Below are 17124 nucleotides of genomic sequence, written 5' to 3'. Positions count from 1 at the left end.
ATGGAATATAGATTAAACAAAATAGACACCGACCTGCGCCAAAAAATTAATGATGCCACACGTGAAGGCTTGGTTCACGGAACTAAAAATATTGAAGTTAACAAGGACAAGCCTCATGAAAATAAACAAAAGAAAAACTACAAGCTTGAGCATTATAATAAAAGTAAGAAACTTATAGTAGAAGCAATCAAAACACAAAATATCCATGTAGATGCCTTTAAGGAAAAAGTAGAGACCGAGGAAGGTTCCAAGGGTGTTTATCTGGATGTAAAAAAGTAAAGGTGGGTGGGATTTGATGCAAAACAATGCATATAACACATATAAAAATAACAGTGTAAACTATGCTTCAAGAGAGCAGCTTCTGCTTATGCTTTTAGATGGAGCTGTAAAGTTCTCTAAAATAGGCAGACAAGCAATAGTTGATAAGGACGTTAAAAAAGCTCATGAGAATTTGGTTAAAACTCAAAATATTTTCTATGAACTAATGACAACCTTGGATATTGAAAAAGGCGGCGAATGGGCTAAGGGACTTATGAATATATATGATTTTATTGTTAGAAGGCTTACGGATGCAAATATAAAAAAGGATATAGAAATTATGAACGAGGTTATTCCACTTATAGAAGACGTTAGAGATACTTGGAATGAGGCTTATAAGATAGCTAAAGGAACAAAATAATAGAATTGTAAACAGTTGAGAAGTTGAAGGTTAAAAGCTCTTGACTGTTTATTTGTATAAGGGTGGTGTTTTTTATGAGTGATACACTTAGAATTTTAGGTATGGCAAGTGGGTTAGATACAGAAACCATGGTTAAGCAGCTTATGAAAGCTGAAAACATGAAGGTGGATAAGGTAAAGCAAAATAGACAAGTTATACAATGGCAGCAGGATTTATATAGAGAAATTATAGGTGATTTAACCACCTTTAGAAGCACATATTTTGATGTGCTTAAGCCAGAGACAAATGTACTTTCGAAGAATAATTACAGCGCCTTTGATGTGGTTTCTGCAGACGTGCCTGCAGCAGGCGCAGCAGTATCATCAATACCAGGATCTAGTGCTGCGGCTGGAGTTGGAGCTGCTACTGGGGTTTATAGGGTTGAAGTTACAAACTTGGCTTCAGCAGCTACAAAGGTCGGAAGACCATTAGCAGAAAATACAACTAAATCCTCAACAATGTCATCACTAGGGTTAGCAAGCAATACTACTGTTAACATAACTTATAATGGAACAACTAAGCCGGTTAAAATAGAAACAGGAGATACAATTGAAAATGTTATTCAAAAAATAAGCAATGCTACCTCTGGGAATGTTGTTGCAAAATATAGTGAGCTTACTAGACAGTTTACTATACAAACCTCTGCTACAGGCAGCGGTAACAGCTTGAATATAGACAGCAGCATTAGTGCACTTGGGATATATAAGGATTCTATTGATATGAAAACTACGGTAGATACTTTGACTAAGAGCGGTTCTTTTGATATAAGCTATGTGGATTCTAATGGAACTATAGCTACTAAAAACATAAGCCTTAGTGCAGGTGCAACAATTAATGATATTGTAGATAACATTAACAATGATACTGGTAATATGGTAGCAGCTTCATTTGATCCTGCAACTAAAACATTTTCTTTAAGACAAAAGGATGGAAAAGAAGTTAGAATTAACAATGTACCTGATTTTGCTAAATCAGAATTAGGTTTGCCAAGCTATGCAAATGCTGGGGAAGTTAAAGGCGAAGATGCGGTATTAAAAATAACTCCTCCTGGTTCAAGCACAGCGGTAAATGTGACAAAATCAACTAACAATTTTACTTTAGATGGTATAAGCTATTCCTTATCAAGAGCAAATACTACAACAAATATTACTGTAAGTTCTAATACCCAAAAGGCCTTTGATAAAATTAAGGGCTTTATAGATAAGTATAATGAAATTGTAGATAAGGTTAATAAAAAGATAAGTGAAAAGAAGCAGTATGAATACAAACCTTTGACTGATGAGCAGAAAAAAGATATGGAGCCAGAGGATATTAAAAAATGGGAAGAGAGAGCTAAGGAAGGACTTTTAAAGAATGACAGTACACTTCAAAATATGCTTTCTGCCATGAGAAGCGCATTTTTCGAAGGAGTTGAGGGCGCAGGAATATCTCTAAAGGATTTAGGCTTGAACACTTCATCTGATTATACTCAAAAGGGAAAGATAGTTTTTGATATGACTCTGGGTGGAGAACAAAAGCTTAAGGATATGCTTGCTACAAAAGGAGAACAGGTGGCAAAGCTGTTTATGCAGACTTCAACAAAGAAGCCAACCTACAGCCCAGACCTTACTACAGCTGAGAGAGAAGCAAGAAACAGCGACCAAGGTATATTCCAAAGGATTAATGATATCCTGCAGGATAATGCAAGAACTACAAGAAGCAACGCTGGCAAGAAAGGTTTCCTAATTGAAAAGGCTGGTATTAAAGGTGACTTTAGTGAATTTAACAATCTTTTATATAATCAAATAAAAGACAAGGATAAAGTCATTAATGAGTTAACTAAAAAATTAGCAGGCAAAGAAAATAGATATTATTCTCAATTTGCAAAGCTGGAACAGGCTATGAATTCACTGAACTCTCAATCCAATTGGCTGGCTCAACAACTAGGTGGAGGAGCATAGCCTTAAATTAAGAGGAGATTAAAACGACGATGTTTTTGGATAAAGAAGTACTTCAAATATTAAGACAATATCTTGAAAGATTTAAAGATTTAACTATAAATCTTATAGATTGTTTAGAAAAAGAACAATATGAAAGCCTAGAATCGTTGTTTAATGATAGACAAGCGGTTATAGATGATATGAGCAAGCTTAGTTATACAAAAGAAAGCTTTAAGTATATAAGCAGTGAAATGCAGTTAATGCCGCTTCAGCAAAAGCTTACTTTGCTTATGAATAAGCGTAGGGCTGAAGTTAAGCAAGAACTAGATAAGCTGTCAGCATCAAAAACTGCAAGTAAAAGCTATAATACGAAATATAAGGTTGATGCTTTATTTTTTAATAAAAAGATTTAAAGACTGCGAAATTTCGCGGTCTTTTTTATGCATTAAGAAAAGTAGACTAATACTGTAGTATATAAACAAAAAAATCGATATTTTTGTAAAAAAAATTATAAAAAAGTATAAAGTATGTAAAAAGTGAGTCGATATATATAGTACAGTCAGTTTGATATATTAACCGAGTGGCCATGAGGTTAGTATGTTTTACTGGACGGCAGAAGATTTTCTAAGTGTTGAAAGTTAACTTCGTAATGGAAATACTTAATAATGAGATTCACTAGAAAATAGACCGCCTGCCAATAAGGATAAGCTGAAAAGCAATACTTCACAAATCAAGTTAGTAGGCTCAAAGAGCTTAACTATAAATAATGGACAAGGATGTCCTAAAATGAAAATTCAAGGAGGAATTTTATTATGATAATCAATCACAATATGAATGCGTTAAACGCACACAGAAATATGACTGGAAACACTGCAGCAGCAGGTAAGTCAATGGAAAAATTATCTTCAGGTTTAAGAATAAACAAAGCTGGAGATGACGCAGCAGGTCTTGCTATATCAGAAAAAATGAGAGGTCAAATCAGAGGATTAGACCAAGCAAACAGAAACGCTCAAGATGGTATATCAATGATTCAAACTGCTGAAGGTGCTTTAAATGAAACTCACTCAATTCTTCAAAGAATGAGAGAATTAGCAGTTCAATCATCAAACGATACAAACGTTGCTGTTGACCGTAATGAAATCCAAAAGGAAATGGATGAGTTAGCTAAAGAAGTTACTAGAATAGCTAACAATACAGAGTTCAACACTCAAAAACTTATAAACGGTGGAATTCAAGATACAGGAATAAAATCAGCAAAATTCCATGTTGGAGCAAATGCTAATCAAGATATCACTTTATCTATAAATGCAATGGATGCTAAATCTTTAGGAGTTTCTAGAGATGTAACTACAGCTACAGTAACAGCAGGCGCTACTGATGTAACAGGTGTTACACTTGGATCAACAGTTGGAACAGCTATAGTTGATGGTGCAAGCTTAAGCTTAACAGCTAACGATACAGCAGCTAAAACTGCTTGGGCAGCAAACGCAGCAGGAATGACTGGTGTAACTATAGCGTCAACTGCAGATTCATCAACATATAACGGATATACAATTGTAACAACAACTGGAGGTGCTGGTGCTCCTACTGCTTCAATAGATGCAGCAAATAAAACAATTACGCTTGCAGGAAGTAATACATTTGGTGACTGGACTGCTGCTAATATTAATACAGCGTTCACTAATGCAGGTATTGGTTTAACAGCTACTGGAAATGCAACTGCTATTGCAGCAAATGCTGGAGCAGTTTCTACTACAGATGGTCTAGCAGCTGACGAAGTTAAGTTAACAGTAAGCGGTGAAAGTGTAATTGTTAAGGAAACTGCTACATCCGCAACTTTCACAGGAACAGCAACTAACGGACTTACTGTTAAACTTGATGGAAGTTTAAGTGCAAGTACTGCAGCTACAATAACTATAGATGAAACTGCTGCATCAGCAGCTACTTTTGCATCTAATGCTAAAACTGCAGATGCAGTTACAGAAGCTGGAATTGATGTATCAACTCAAACAGCAGCAAGCTCAGCAATAACAACAATCCAAACTGCTATAGAAACAGTTTCAGCTGAAAGATCTAAACTAGGAGCATATGCAAACAGATTAGAGCACACAGCTAATAACTTAGGAACAGCTTCAGAAAACTTAACATCAGCTGAATCAAGAATTAGAGATGTAGATATGGCTAAAGAAATGATGACATTCTCAAAGAATAACATCCTTAGCCAAGCTGCTCAAGCTATGATAAGCCAAGCTAACCAACAACCTCAAGGAGTTCTTCAATTATTAAGATAATTGAAGCTCTAAATATAGAACTTAAAAAGAGTCAGAGTGGATACTCTGACTCTTTTTCAAATAAAAGATACTAGGAGGTAATCATATGGACATAGGAGCACTATCAATAGTGATGAGTCAATCAAAAGTACAAGAAGCAGCTAGCTTAGCAGTAATGAAGATGGCTATGAACACAGGTAAGGAAAGTGCTGCACAAATGGCAGAAATGCTGAAAAATGCTGTGGTTGACCCTAATTTAGGGCAGCACTTGGATGCTAAGGCATAGTCATGGATAAGAAAGATGAACTAAGAAAAGAGTTACAGCAGGAATTGCAATGGGTGAAGTATAGGTTGAAAATGTTAAATGAAGAAAATAGAAGGACTGAATATCAGGAAATAGATGAATAAGCACTAGTAACTAATATAATAGTTGCTGGTGCTCTTTTTCGTTCATGCGAAATTATATAGCCTGAAATACTTGTATCACTGATACAGTAAGTTAAGATGATAATAGTGATGGTAGTTTTGATATCCGTGATAGAAAAGATGATTTGAAGCGAAAAAATATGAAAGTTCATTGTGGAGTTCCAATAATGAAGTGAAATGGTAAAAGTCCAAGAAGTTAACAATTTAAAAGTAAAAGAATATAAAAATAAAAGAATATAAGAAGTTAACAAGTCATGGATGAATTAATCTAAAGGATAATATCAGTAAGACCTCTAGTTGAAATTTTTATCTCAAGTCTTGTTCAATTTCTTCGATAATAAAAATATAATGTAAATCAGAATTTACAAACGGAGTTGATTTGGATGAGATTAAATCACAATATGGCTTCTCTGAATATATACAGAGAACAATCGAAGGTGTTTGAAAAGCAAAGTACTGCACTTGGAAGAATTTCTTCAGGTTTAAAGATAAATAAGACTAAGGATAGTCCGAATGGCTTAGCTCAAAGCGAGAGGCTAAGGATGCAAATTAGGGGAAGCCAAATGGCTGCAAGAAATGCTCAGGATGGCGTGAGCATGCTGCAAACCGCAGACGGAGCGCTGGGAACTATTAATAACATGCTTGCCAGGATAAGAGAACTGGCTGTTCAGGCAGGAAGTGGAACTAACAGCCCAGAGGATAAAGCAATTATGCAGCAGGAAATAAGCCAAATGCTTAAAGGAATAGACGATGCTGCAAACAATATGGAATTCAATGGAGTAAACCTTCTTGCCCCTAAGGTTAGTGAATTAAGTATGCCTATTGGAGCAAACAGAGGTGATACTGTAAAAATAGAATTGTTTGACTTAAGAACTTCTCAAATTGAAGACATAGATGGTAATAAATTAAATCTTGATAAAATTGATGTAACAGCTGAAGGTGGAATAGATAAGACTTTACATACCTTGGATAAGGCAATAGAAAAGGTCTTATCTGTAAGCAGCAAATTTGGAGCCTTAGAAAACAGATTTGAAAGCAGCTACAAAAACTTAACTGAAATCAGTGATAAAATGCAGGGGGCTGAGAGCAGCATAAGGGATGCTGATATCGCTGAAGAAATGATTGATTTTGCAAAGGGAAATATACTTATGGAAGCTGGAAATGCACTTATGGCACAGACAAACAGATTCCCTCAGGATATTCTTAGAATACTGGAAAATATGAGAAAATAATATTTATTGTGCGGTAAAAAAGGACTCAAGGCAGCTTGAGTCTTTTTTATTTTAAAGAGTAGAAGGTTAGTAAGATGATATTTTATTGAGCGTAATTGCGATAAAAAGTGTCAAAGAGGCAATTTTTCTAAGGTTGGAAGTTCATACTATTTTTAGTAGAAAAAAAATTGTCGGATTGGCTGAAAAGCGAAAAAATCCATATACAAACAAATTGATTTCATGTAAAATAAAAACTACATTAATACCGCGAAATGTGCTATAATATTGGAAAATAAATCAAAAAAACACGGAGATGATATCGTGAACATAAATAATGTGTCGAAAAGTTCGCTGGTTTATGGTCTTTTAAAGAAAGGTTTGGATGCTTCTTCTCTGAGAAGTAAGGTTACTTCAAACAATATAGCTAACATTAATACAAAAGGCTACAAGCGTTATTCTGTATCCTTTGAGGAAAGCCTTCAGAACAGTCTTGAATCAATGGATTTAAAAGCAACGAAGGATAAGCATATTAAAACCGGCAGTGAGGCTGGTGAGATAAAGCTTGAACAAGATTTGTCTTCAAGCATGAGAGAAGATGGCAATAATGTAGATATAGACAATGAAATGGCTAATCAGGCAGCCAATAACCTTCTTTATAATTCTTTAATAACTCAGGTTAACAGCAGGCTTGCCTTAGAGAGATATGTCATCAATGAAGGAAGGAGATAATTAGCATGATTAATGCTTTCAGGTCTTTAAGAATTAGTGCCAGTGGTTTGTCAGCTGAAAGGCTTAGAATGGATACTATAGCTTCAAATATTGCTAATGTAACTACTACGAGAGGAGAAAATGGACAACCGTATAAAAGGAAGGTTGCTGTTTTTCAGGAAAATTTAGATAAAGAAATGGATAGGCAAACAGGCAAGCTTAAGGAAAATATGCTTGGTGTAAAAGCTGTAGGAATAGAAGAAGATCAGTCAGAGCTTAGAAGAGTTTATGACCCTTCACATCCAGATGCAGATGCTGAGGGTTACGTTACTATGCCAAACGTAAATATATTAAATGAAATGGCTGATATGATTGCTTCAACCAGAGCATATGAGGCCAATGTTAATGCTATGAATTCTGAAAAGAGCATGTTTTTAAAGGCCTTGGAGATTGGAAGGTAGGGATATAAATAATGAAAATTAATGGTTTTGTTCCAGATTCAAATATTTTTGATAAGCTAAAGCTTGCAGACAAGACTGAAGATAAAAAAGAAGTTAGTTTTATAGATACGCTAAGAGAAAAACTGGATGGAGTTAACGGTAAACAGCTTCAAGCTGAAGATATGACAGAAAAATTAATTAAGGGTGAAGATGTAGATATTCATGAAGTAATGCTTTCTACAGAAGAAGCTAAGATGTCCCTTGAGCTTGCTGTCCAAATCAGAAACAAGATAGTGGAAGCTTATCAGGAAATTAATAGAATGCAGATATAGAGATTATAAAATAAGGAGTGCTTGGAATGGGTAAGCTATCGGAGTTATTTAAAAGCTCATATGGGAAAATTAAGAGTTTAAGCAGGGGGAAAAAGATAGCTTTCGGAGTTAGCTTAGTTGGCGTATTAACAGTGATTATTTATTTATCTGTAACCTTAGGTGCTACAAAGTATGGGATTTTGTTTAAAGATTTAGAGGCAAATGAAGCTAAGCTTGTTATAGATAAGTTAAAGGAAAAGAAGATAACAGATTATAAGGTTTCAGGAAATACTATTTCAGTTCCTGCTTCAATGGTTGAAGAGCTTAGGCTAGATTTGGCACCTGAAATTACTTCCGGTGATAAGGGGTGGGAGCTGTTTGAGAGCGGCAACACCTTTTCGTCTACTGATACGGAATTGAAAATTAAATACCAAAGGGCTCTTCAGGCTGAGCTTGAAAGAACCATAAAGGGGTTCCCACAAATTGAAAAAGCGAGAGTGGCTTTAGTTTTACCTGAAGAAAGTGTTTTTGTTAAGGATTCAACCCCAGCTAGTGCGTCTGTAACTCTTATTATGAAGAGTGGGCAAAATCTTACAGTGGAACAAGTTAAATCCATAGTGGCTTTAGTTTCTGGCAGCGTTAAGAACTTGCCAAAGGAAAATGTGCAAGTTGTTGATGATAAGTTAAAACTTTTAAGTAAGGATCTTTTTAATGAAGACAATGCAACTGTTAGTGCAGATTCTGAAAAGCAGCAGCAGCTTAAAAAAGATTATGAAAAGCTGCTTGAAGGAAAGGTTATGGAACAGCTTTCAAAGCCTTTCAAAAACAAGGTTACTGTTAAGGTAAATGCTGATTTAGATTTTGATGCAGTTCAAAGTGTTAGTACAATAGTTGATCCTAAGGGAGCTGTTGTAAGCGAGCAGTATGAAAGAAACACAAATGGGAATACAACTACTAGACCTTCTCAGAGTCCAGTAGATAATAATATGACCAATAACACACCAGGGCAAGATACAACTGTAAACTCAAATGATGTAACTTATCAAAAGGAAACAAAGAATTACGAGAATGGTAAGAATGAGACTAAAACTGTAAAGGCTCCTGGTTCAGTTAAAAGAGTAACAGCTTCAGTTATTATTGATGGAAATTTAGAGTTAGTTCAAAGAGATCAGGTTAAAAATCTTGTTGCAGGTGCTATAGGTTTTAATGAAACAAGAGGCGATGTTATAACCGTTGAAGGTATTGCTTTTGATAATACAGATATGGAAGCTGCTAAAAAAGCTGTTGAGGATTTAAAGGCATCAGAAGATAAGGCAGCGAGAACAAAGCTTTATACTCAGCTTGCAATTGGTGGAGTAGCTGCATTAGCACTTATAACTTTAATAATAGCCTTTGTTAGAAAAGGTAGAAAGCGATCACCGCAGGAAGAGCAGCTAGATGCTATTGTATCTCCTAAGGGCTTAGATGTACTTTTAGGTGATGACGAGCCAAATTTATCTTTCAAGCCTATTGATTTTGAGAAGCAAGGCAATAATGAACGAGCTCATATTGAAAATGAAATTAAGAGATACGCAACTGAAAAGCCAGATCAGGTTGTTGACATTATAAAATCTTGGCTAGCGGAGGAGGAGAGGTGATAGTTTATGGCTAGAGAGACAAAATTAAGTGGTGTACAAAAGGCGGCCATACTATTTATAACCTTAGGTCCAGATGCCGCATCAGGAATAATTAAGAAGCTTCCGGAATCTGAAATCCAGAAAATAACCTATGAGATTGCTAATATAACTTCTGTTAAATCAGATCAGAAGGATGAAATATTGGATGAATTTATTCAAATAAATAAAGCAAAGGACTTTATTCTTGAAGGTGGTATGGAATACGCAAGAACACTTTTGGGTAAAGCACTTGGTGTACAAAGGGCTAAGGAAATAATGGACAAGGTAAGTGAGGCCACCCAAACCTACAGACCATTTTCAATTGCTAGAAAAGCTGATGCACATCAGCTTTTAAATATAATTACAAATGAACACCCGCAAACTATAGCGCTTGTACTTTGCTATCTACAGCCTGAAAAAGCTGCTCAGATATTATCTTCACTGCCGGAGGATGTTCAATCTGAAGTTGCGTTAAGAGTTGCTTCCATGAGTAATACCTCTCCAGCAGTTGTTAAGGAAATTGAAAAGGTATTAGACAGCAAACTTTCAAGCGTTGTTAAATCAGATATGACAGTATTAGGCGGAGTCCAGACGCTTGTTGATATACTTAATCAGGTTGACAGAACTACTGAAAAGAATATTACTGAAAGCCTTGAAAAAGAGAATGCAGAGCTTGCTGAAAAGATTAAAGAATCTATGTTTGTATTTGAAGATATTATTACTCTTGATGATGTATCTATACAAAGAGTTCTTAGAGAAGTCGAAACAAAGGAACTTGCTCTTGCACTTAAGGGATGCTCGGAAGAGGTTGCAAATGCTATTTATAGAAATCAGTCAAAGAGAGCTGCAGCTGCATTAAAGGAAGATATGGAATTCTTAGGACCAGTAAGGCTTATGGATGTTGAAAAAGCACAGCAGAAGATTGTTGCTATGATAAGAAGACTTGATGAAGCTGGAGAGATAGTAATATCCAGAGGTGGGGAAGATGCAATCATCGTATAACGTTATAAAAAACACTAGTGTTAAAAATACTGGCTTGCGTCAGATAGTTACTAATGCTGAGTCAGAAACTATTAAAGCAGAATGTGAGGAAAATGCTAAAAATCATATAGAGAACTATGAAAATTTAGCTAGAAATATTGTTGAAAATGCCAGAAGACAAGCTGAGCAGATTAAGATTAAAGCTTTTCAGGACGTTAAAAATATAGAGGAAGAAGCTTTTTTAAAAGCTGAACAGCTAAAAAATGAGGCATACCAGAAGGGTTATGAGGAAGGTTTTAATGAGGCTTATCCTCAAGCTATTGAACAAGCCTCGGCTGAAGGTGATGCCATAATAGCTTCAGCTGAAAATCTGCTTCAAAATGCCAAGGTTGAGTATGAGATCTACCTGCAGGATAAGGCTAAAGATATAAATGATTTGATTGCTGCAATTGCTAGAGCAGTGCTTAAAAAAGAAGTTCAAGCAGAGGATGCAATAAATTCTATGATTTCAGAAGCGCTTGAAGCCTCTAAAAAATCAAGTAATTTTATTATAAGATGCAGCACTGTTCATGTTGAGGCTTTAAAGGCATAAGCAAACAACTGGAAGGAACAGCTTGGCTTTTTAGGAGATATATTCATCCTAGGAGACAGCAGCTTAGAGCCTGGAAATGCAGTTATTGACAAGGGCAATGGCAAGGTTATTGTGGGTATTGATTACGCACTTGAAAGGATTGAAGACATCCTTAAGGAAAAGGAGTAATTATGCTATCACTGGATTTTGAAAAGATTAAAAGAAAAGTAGAAACTGCTGACTATGTTTATATCGAAGGCAAGGTTAAAAAAGTAATTGGATTAACAGTTGAAGTTGAAGGTGTTAGAGCCTTTGTTGGCGAGGTATGCACTATATATAATGAAAAGAACTTGCCAATAACCTGTGAGGTGGTGGGGTTTAAGGAAGATAACGTAATTCTAATGCCCCTTGGTGAACTTGTTGGCATTGCGCCTGGCTGTAGAGTTGTTGCTGAGGGAAAGCCAATGAGCATAAACTGCTCGGATAGTTTACTTGGCAAGATATTAGATGGCCTTGGAAATCCCTTAAATGAGGAACAGCTAAAGGGCGGTGTTCCGTATCAGCTTGACAGAGACCCTCCTGACCCTTTAAAGAGAAAAAGGATTAAAGATGTTCTCCCTACAGGTGTAAGAGCGATAGATGGTTTTTTAACCTGTGGAGAGGGACAGAGAGTTGGAATATTTGCAGGTAGTGGTGTCGGTAAAAGTACAACTCTTGGAATGATTGCCAAATATGCGCAAGCTGATGTAAACGTAATTTCACTTATAGGCGAAAGAGGAAGAGAAGTACTTGACTTTATTGAAAGAGACCTTGGAGAAGAAGGTTTAAAAAAGTCAGTAATAGTCTGTGCCACTTCAGATAGACCCGCTTTAGTTAGGCTTAAAGGTGCTTTTACTGCTACTGCAATTGCAGAGTATTTTAGAGACCAAGGCAAGAAGGTTATACTAATGATGGATTCAGTTACCAGATTTGCAATGGCTCAAAGGGAAGTTGGACTTGCTATTGGAGAGCCTCCTGCTACAAAGGGCTATACACCTTCAGTGTTTGCCATGCTGCCTAGGCTTATGGAGCGTTCAGGTATGTCAGACAAGGGTTCTATCACAGCCTTCTACACAGTGCTTGTTGACGGTGATGACTTCAATGAGCCTATAGCTGACGCAGTAAGAGGTATATTAGATGGCCACATAGTGTTATCAAGAGCACTAGCTGCTAAAAATCATTATCCTGCTATAGATGTTTTAAACAGTGTTAGCAGACTTATGCCTGAAATAGCAGAGGAAGAGCATAGAAAGACCGCTTCCTTAGCTAGAGACCTAATGGCAACCTATAAGGATTCTGAGGATTTAATAAATATTGGTGCTTATGTTAAGGGAAGCAACAAAAAAATTGATATGGCTATAACATATAACGATTCAATAGAAAAATATTTAAAACAAGGAATTAGGGAACATACAAGCTTTAAAGATAGTTTGCTAGCTTTAAATAGTATTTTTAAATAGAAGGTGTATAGGTATTGGAAGGATTTAACTTTAAACTTCAAAAGCTGCTAGATATTAGAGAGGACAAAGAGGAAGAGAGTAAAAGGTACTTTAAAAAAGCTCAGATGGAAAAAGATGAAGCTGAGGCAAGGCTTAAGACTTTAAGGGATAATTACAATAAATACAGATTCACATCTTCAGGGGTAAGCTTGGCGGAACAAAAAATGAAGCATATTTATCTAAATGCTTTAAACAGCTCAATTATGGAAGCTGCATCGGAACTTCAGAAGAAGATTAAAGCCCTAGAGGCAAGAAGAGAAGAGTTAAAGCAAAAACAAATTGAAAGAAAAACAGTTGAAATTTTAAAGGATAAGCAGCTTCAGTGTTTTATAAAAGAGCAGGCATTAGTAGAACAGAAGTCTAATGATGAGTTTGCTCTCTATGGGTTTATAAGAGCTAATGAAAGGAGGTGAAAGGAATGGATAGTGTAAATATTAAAGCTTTGTCAGGGAAGACAACTCCTGCAGAGATGATACCAAAAGCAAACGCAAAGCTGGATGATAAGAGCTTTGCAAAGATTATTGATAAAAAGCTTGGTGAAGATATTAAGAAGCCAGAAAACAAAGAAGTAGAGGCTAAACCTTCTAATATAAATAAGACAACTGATATGGCAAAGCACGAGGAAGAGCAAGTTGAAGGAAATGATACGCTTGATAAGGCTGAGCCTTCAGAAACAGTTGATAAAAAGCTGATGGAGCTTTTGCAGCTGCTTGCAAGCTTAGGAGGTACTACAAAGCCTAAGGATATTTTAAAACTAAAGCAAATAGTGTCTGAGTTTTTCCAAGGAAATAAAATTGAAGAAACTAATCCTATTAAGACTAATGCAGATGTTTTAGGATTAGAGCTGGGTACAATAATCGACGACAAACCTACAAAGCTTAGCGAGCTAGCTTCAAAGATAGTGGATAAACTAGCAAGTGATTCGAATTTTAAGGATAAACTAACAGCTGTAATAAGCAAAATAAATCAAGATTTTGGGCTTATTACTGCGGATGATGACAAAGCGTTGAGACAAGCTATAATTAAGGAATTAGATAGCTTGGTTAATAGTGATGTCAAATCAACAAGCAAAACAGAGTTTAGCATAAAAGATCAAGAGACCGTCAACAGCTTACAACACTCTGAACAGGTAAAAATAGAATCAGTTGATAGCACTATTATTGAAACAAATAAAGCTTCAACTGAAAGCAGCAACTACAAGCGAATCCAATTGGATATTAAACCTGGAGAAAGTGAAGATAAACTTTTAAAGGGATTATTAGAAAAGGTTGATAAAAAGGATCCGATAAGCAATTTAACAGATAGAATAGCAAATGTGGTTACAAGGTTTGAGGTTATAAGAACAGACAAACCGCTATCTGCAGAAGCACCTGTAGTAATTAACAAAGATAGCTTTAATATGGATTTCATTAAAGCTGTAAAATTTATGGATACTAACAACCTTAAGGAGCTTTCAGTTAAAATACTTCCTAAGGATTTAGGCGAAATCATAATAAGATTATCAATGGACAATGGAGTTATGAAGGCTAATATCACAGCTTCAAGTAAGGAAACCTATAATCTTTTAAATTCTCAGTTGCCAGTTATTAGTAATCAGCTTGCTGAGCAAAATATGAACATTCAAAGCTTTAATCTAAGTCTTTATAATGGCGAGAACTTTTTGTTTAATGGCAATGGAGATTCTAAGAGGGATGGAAGACAGCAGGGGAGAAAAGACAGTGAAATTGCTTCTATAGACAATGATGATGCTGTGGTACAGAATTACGATATACAGGATGGCAATATTAATGCGTTAGCATAGAGAGGTGATAACAATGGAAGTAAATACAACAAGCTTTTTATCTGAAATAACTTCAAAGGATACCAAGGCAGCAAAAACAGGCATTAACTTAAAAGCTTCGGATTCTGCAGTTGGGGCTACATCAAAAGGTACGAAGATAGTTAAACCAGGAAATGAAATGGATAAAAATGCTTTCTTAAAGATATTAACAGCGGAGCTATCAAACCAAAATCCTGATAATGCTAAGGATTCTACTCAATATGTTGCACAGATGGCCCAATTTGCATCTCTTGAGCAAATGTCAAACTTAAATAGTACTATGCGAATGAGTTCAGCCAACTCGTTAATTGGTAAGTTTGTTGCTTTAAGGCAGACGGATTTTAAAGGAATACCGTATACAGGTACAGTTCAAAGTGTTAGTAAATCAGGCAGCAATGTAATCCTTAGTGTACAAGTTATAAAAGACGGTAAGAGTGAGGTAATGGAAGTTGATTATAGCGATGTTACAGATGTGGCAGATATGCCGGATTATAACCAACAAGCTTTAAATGAAAATTTATTGTTATTGACTTCATCTTCATTGATAGGTAAGAAGGCAGAATTTGCGGATAAAGACGCTGCAGGAAACATATATAAAGGAACTATAAACGGAGTTTTCATTGATGGAAATACAGTAAAGTTAAAGGTACAAGTTGAAAATTCTGAGGAAATTGTTGAACTGCCATATACCAGCCTCAGAAGAGTTGAGAAGTAGAGGCTTACACTATGGGATACAGAGTGATAAACGGTACACTATACCAGGTTAATGGAATTCAGCCCGTCGATATAAATAGCAGCAGCAAGCCAGCTAATAAAAGTAAAGAAAGCTTTAGCGAAATTTTAAAGAATACTGTAGATAAACGAGACAGCTTTCTAATATCAAATCATGCGGCTGAGAGACTTAAAGATAGAAATATCTCGCTGAATGAAAGTGACATGAATAGGATAAACGAAGGCATTAATAAAGCAGATGAAAAAGGTGCAAAGGAATCCTTGATATTATATAAGGATGTAGTATTTGTAGCAAGCATTAAAAATAGGACTATAATTACTGCTGTTGATAAAGAAGGCAGTAAGGATAATGTATTCACAAATATAGACAGTGTGGTGCTTTTATAATAGGGGCAGGACCTTAATAAGGAAGCTCAGCTTTGTGGAAGGATAGAAGCAAAGTAAGAAGTATCATACTGAACTGGCAAAAATAAAAGCCTAAAAGGTTTTATGGAGGGAAAGTATGTTAAGATCATTATATTCAGGAATATCTGGTATGAGAGTTAATCAGACTAAGTTAGACGTTATAGGTAATAACATAGCTAATGTAGGTACAACAGGTTTTAAAAATGCAAGAGTTAGATTTCAGGATATGTTAAGCCAAAATGTATCACAAGCTCTAGCACCAGGAGTTAATCAAGGTGGAGTTAATCCAAGGCAGGTAGGTCTTGGAGTTCAAATGGCCGGTATAGATACTATAGTTTCTCAAGGTATGATGCAGCCAACTGGAAGAAATCTTGATGTTGCTGTTGATGGTGATGGATATTTCATGGTTGGGAGTGGTCAACTTCCATTTGATAATGATAGAGCTATTACTTTAAACGGAAGTGAAGTCTTAGATACAAATGGTATGTCTATAAGCTTTACTAGAGATGGTTCATTTACATTAGATAAGTCAGGTAATTTATTAACTTCAGATGGATACAGAGTTTTAGGTTATGCAATGGGAGTTAACGGTGGGGAAAGCAGCGTTAAATATAAGGATGGAAGACTTGAAAGTGTTAACTTTGTAAATACTAACGATTTATCTGTTAAATCTGAAGGTACCTTAGTTCCTCTAGTTATACCAGATAGCATTTCAAGACCAGCGAGTAACTTTGCAACTGGAACAAAAATGCCAGCCTCAAGCGGTAATCCTGAAAGCTCGCCAACAATAAGTGGTTTATATACAGGTGAGACTGCTGTAGTTGAAGTTAAATATACTGCTGCATCAGGTGAGTGGAGCTGGTTTTTAAATGGAAAGGAGCAAGACAACTCTATAAAGCCTTTCGTTTATAATGGTGTGACTATAGCTCCTGCTGATCCTGCTCCTACAACAGATTCGATGTGGAGGCAAAACTTATATGCTAAATCTGATGAGCCAGTTAAAGTAACAACTTTTAACATTGGTAAGGATGGGGTTATTTCAGCAGTCTTAGATGATGGTTCTGTATCTGCACTTGGACAGATAGCAATGTCTTCATTTAAAAACCCAGCTGGATTAACTAAGCTCGGAAGAAATCTTTATGAGAAGTCAGCAAACTCTGGTGATGCTATAGTTAGAAGCGGAATGAATGTGCCTGCAGATCAAGACAATAGTGGCGGATATGGAGATATGCTTCAAGGAATGCTTGAAATGTCAAACGTAGATCTTGCAGAACAGTTTACAGATATGATTGTTACAAGCAGAGCCTTCCAGGCAAATTCAAAGACAATAACTACTGGAGATGAAATTCTTCAAGATATATTAAATTTAAAAAGATAATAATTAATTATTAAGGCTGACGGAGCTTGCTCCGTTAGCTAA

The 17124-nt window shown here is 35.9% G+C and carries 19 protein-coding genes; all 19 read left to right on the top strand.

The window, feature by feature from the left end; translation table 11 throughout:
• The 19 genes from NBE98_RS18995 (at position 1) to NBE98_RS18905 (ending at position 17082) form a co-directional block, all read left to right on the top strand.
• The gene (locus NBE98_RS18995; protein WP_250816584.1) at positions 1-279 is read left to right on the top strand and encodes a hypothetical protein; all 279 of its coding nucleotides are present in this window, start codon (positions 1-3) and stop codon (positions 277-279) included.
• 13 nt (positions 280-292) lie between these two features.
• Positions 293-679: a flagellar export chaperone FliS gene (gene fliS, locus NBE98_RS18990; protein ID WP_250816583.1), complete on the top strand. Its 387-nt coding sequence runs from the start codon at positions 293-295 to the stop codon at positions 677-679.
• Positions 680-753: 74 nt separating this feature from the next.
• Positions 754-2658 carry a flagellar filament capping protein FliD gene (gene fliD, locus NBE98_RS18985; protein ID WP_250816582.1) on the top strand — a complete coding sequence of 635 codons (1905 nt, stop codon included), beginning with the start codon at positions 754-756 and terminating at the stop codon, positions 2656-2658.
• A 29-nt stretch (positions 2659-2687) separates the two neighbouring features.
• Positions 2688-3050 carry a flagellar protein FliT gene (gene fliT / locus NBE98_RS18980; protein ID WP_250816581.1) on the top strand — a complete coding sequence of 121 codons (363 nt, stop codon included), beginning with the start codon at positions 2688-2690 and terminating at the stop codon, positions 3048-3050.
• A 399-nt stretch (positions 3051-3449) separates the two neighbouring features.
• Complete coding sequence (locus NBE98_RS18975) at positions 3450-4928, top strand: flagellin N-terminal helical domain-containing protein (protein WP_250816580.1); 1479 nt, start codon at positions 3450-3452, stop codon at positions 4926-4928.
• A gap of 85 nt (positions 4929-5013) precedes the next feature.
• The gene (locus NBE98_RS18970) at positions 5014-5193 is read left to right on the top strand and encodes a YjfB family protein (protein WP_250816579.1); all 180 of its coding nucleotides are present in this window, start codon (positions 5014-5016) and stop codon (positions 5191-5193) included.
• Positions 5194-5716: 523 nt separating this feature from the next.
• Positions 5717-6565, top strand: a complete 849-nt coding sequence (locus NBE98_RS18965) for a flagellin (protein WP_250816578.1) — start codon at positions 5717-5719, stop codon at positions 6563-6565.
• Between the two features lie 300 nt (positions 6566-6865).
• Complete coding sequence (gene flgB, locus NBE98_RS18960; protein WP_250816577.1) at positions 6866-7273, top strand: flagellar basal body rod protein FlgB; 408 nt, start codon at positions 6866-6868, stop codon at positions 7271-7273.
• 5 nt (positions 7274-7278) lie between these two features.
• On the top strand, positions 7279-7713 hold the full coding sequence (flgC, locus tag NBE98_RS18955; protein ID WP_250816576.1) for a flagellar basal body rod protein FlgC: 435 nt from the start codon (positions 7279-7281) through the stop codon (positions 7711-7713).
• Positions 7714-7724: 11 nt separating this feature from the next.
• Positions 7725-8024: a flagellar hook-basal body complex protein FliE gene (fliE, locus tag NBE98_RS18950; RefSeq protein ID WP_250816575.1), complete on the top strand. Its 300-nt coding sequence runs from the start codon at positions 7725-7727 to the stop codon at positions 8022-8024.
• A 26-nt stretch (positions 8025-8050) separates the two neighbouring features.
• Positions 8051-9640 (top strand): flagellar basal-body MS-ring/collar protein FliF, encoded by a 1590-nt coding sequence (fliF, locus tag NBE98_RS18945; protein WP_250816574.1) that lies wholly within the window; start codon positions 8051-8053, stop codon positions 9638-9640.
• 6 nt (positions 9641-9646) lie between these two features.
• Complete coding sequence (gene fliG / locus NBE98_RS18940) at positions 9647-10660, top strand: flagellar motor switch protein FliG (RefSeq protein ID WP_250816573.1); 1014 nt, start codon at positions 9647-9649, stop codon at positions 10658-10660.
• Positions 10644-11231 carry a FliH/SctL family protein gene (locus tag NBE98_RS18935; protein ID WP_250816572.1) on the top strand — a complete coding sequence of 196 codons (588 nt, stop codon included), beginning with the start codon at positions 10644-10646 and terminating at the stop codon, positions 11229-11231. The genes fliG and NBE98_RS18935 overlap by 17 nt, the downstream gene beginning before the upstream one ends.
• Positions 11232-11401: 170 nt before the next feature.
• Complete coding sequence (gene fliI / locus NBE98_RS18930; RefSeq protein WP_250816571.1) at positions 11402-12709, top strand: flagellar protein export ATPase FliI; 1308 nt, start codon at positions 11402-11404, stop codon at positions 12707-12709.
• Positions 12710-12723: 14 nt separating this feature from the next.
• Entirely contained in the window at positions 12724-13161 is a 438-nt protein-coding gene (gene fliJ, locus NBE98_RS18925) for a flagellar export protein FliJ (protein WP_250816570.1), read from the top strand.
• A 5-nt stretch (positions 13162-13166) separates the two neighbouring features.
• Complete coding sequence (locus NBE98_RS18920) at positions 13167-14549, top strand: flagellar hook-length control protein FliK (RefSeq protein ID WP_250816569.1); 1383 nt, start codon at positions 13167-13169, stop codon at positions 14547-14549.
• Between the two features lie 13 nt (positions 14550-14562).
• Complete coding sequence (locus NBE98_RS18915) at positions 14563-15282, top strand: flagellar hook capping FlgD N-terminal domain-containing protein (protein WP_250816568.1); 720 nt, start codon at positions 14563-14565, stop codon at positions 15280-15282.
• A gap of 11 nt (positions 15283-15293) precedes the next feature.
• Positions 15294-15686 carry a TIGR02530 family flagellar biosynthesis protein gene (locus NBE98_RS18910; protein ID WP_250816567.1) on the top strand — a complete coding sequence of 131 codons (393 nt, stop codon included), beginning with the start codon at positions 15294-15296 and terminating at the stop codon, positions 15684-15686.
• Between the two features lie 115 nt (positions 15687-15801).
• Positions 15802-17082, top strand: coding sequence for a flagellar hook protein FlgE (locus tag NBE98_RS18905; RefSeq protein WP_250816566.1), 1281 nt, complete (start codon positions 15802-15804; stop codon positions 17080-17082).
• Positions 17083-17124 lie beyond the last annotated feature (42 nt).

Origin of the sequence: Clostridium swellfunianum, from assembly GCF_023656515.1 — a bacterium.
Lineage (GTDB): Bacteria > Bacillota > Clostridia > Clostridiales > Clostridiaceae > Clostridium_AT > Clostridium_AT swellfunianum.
The sequence above is the reverse complement of the archived record's forward strand: the minus strand, read 5'-3'. Positions and strand labels throughout refer to the sequence as shown.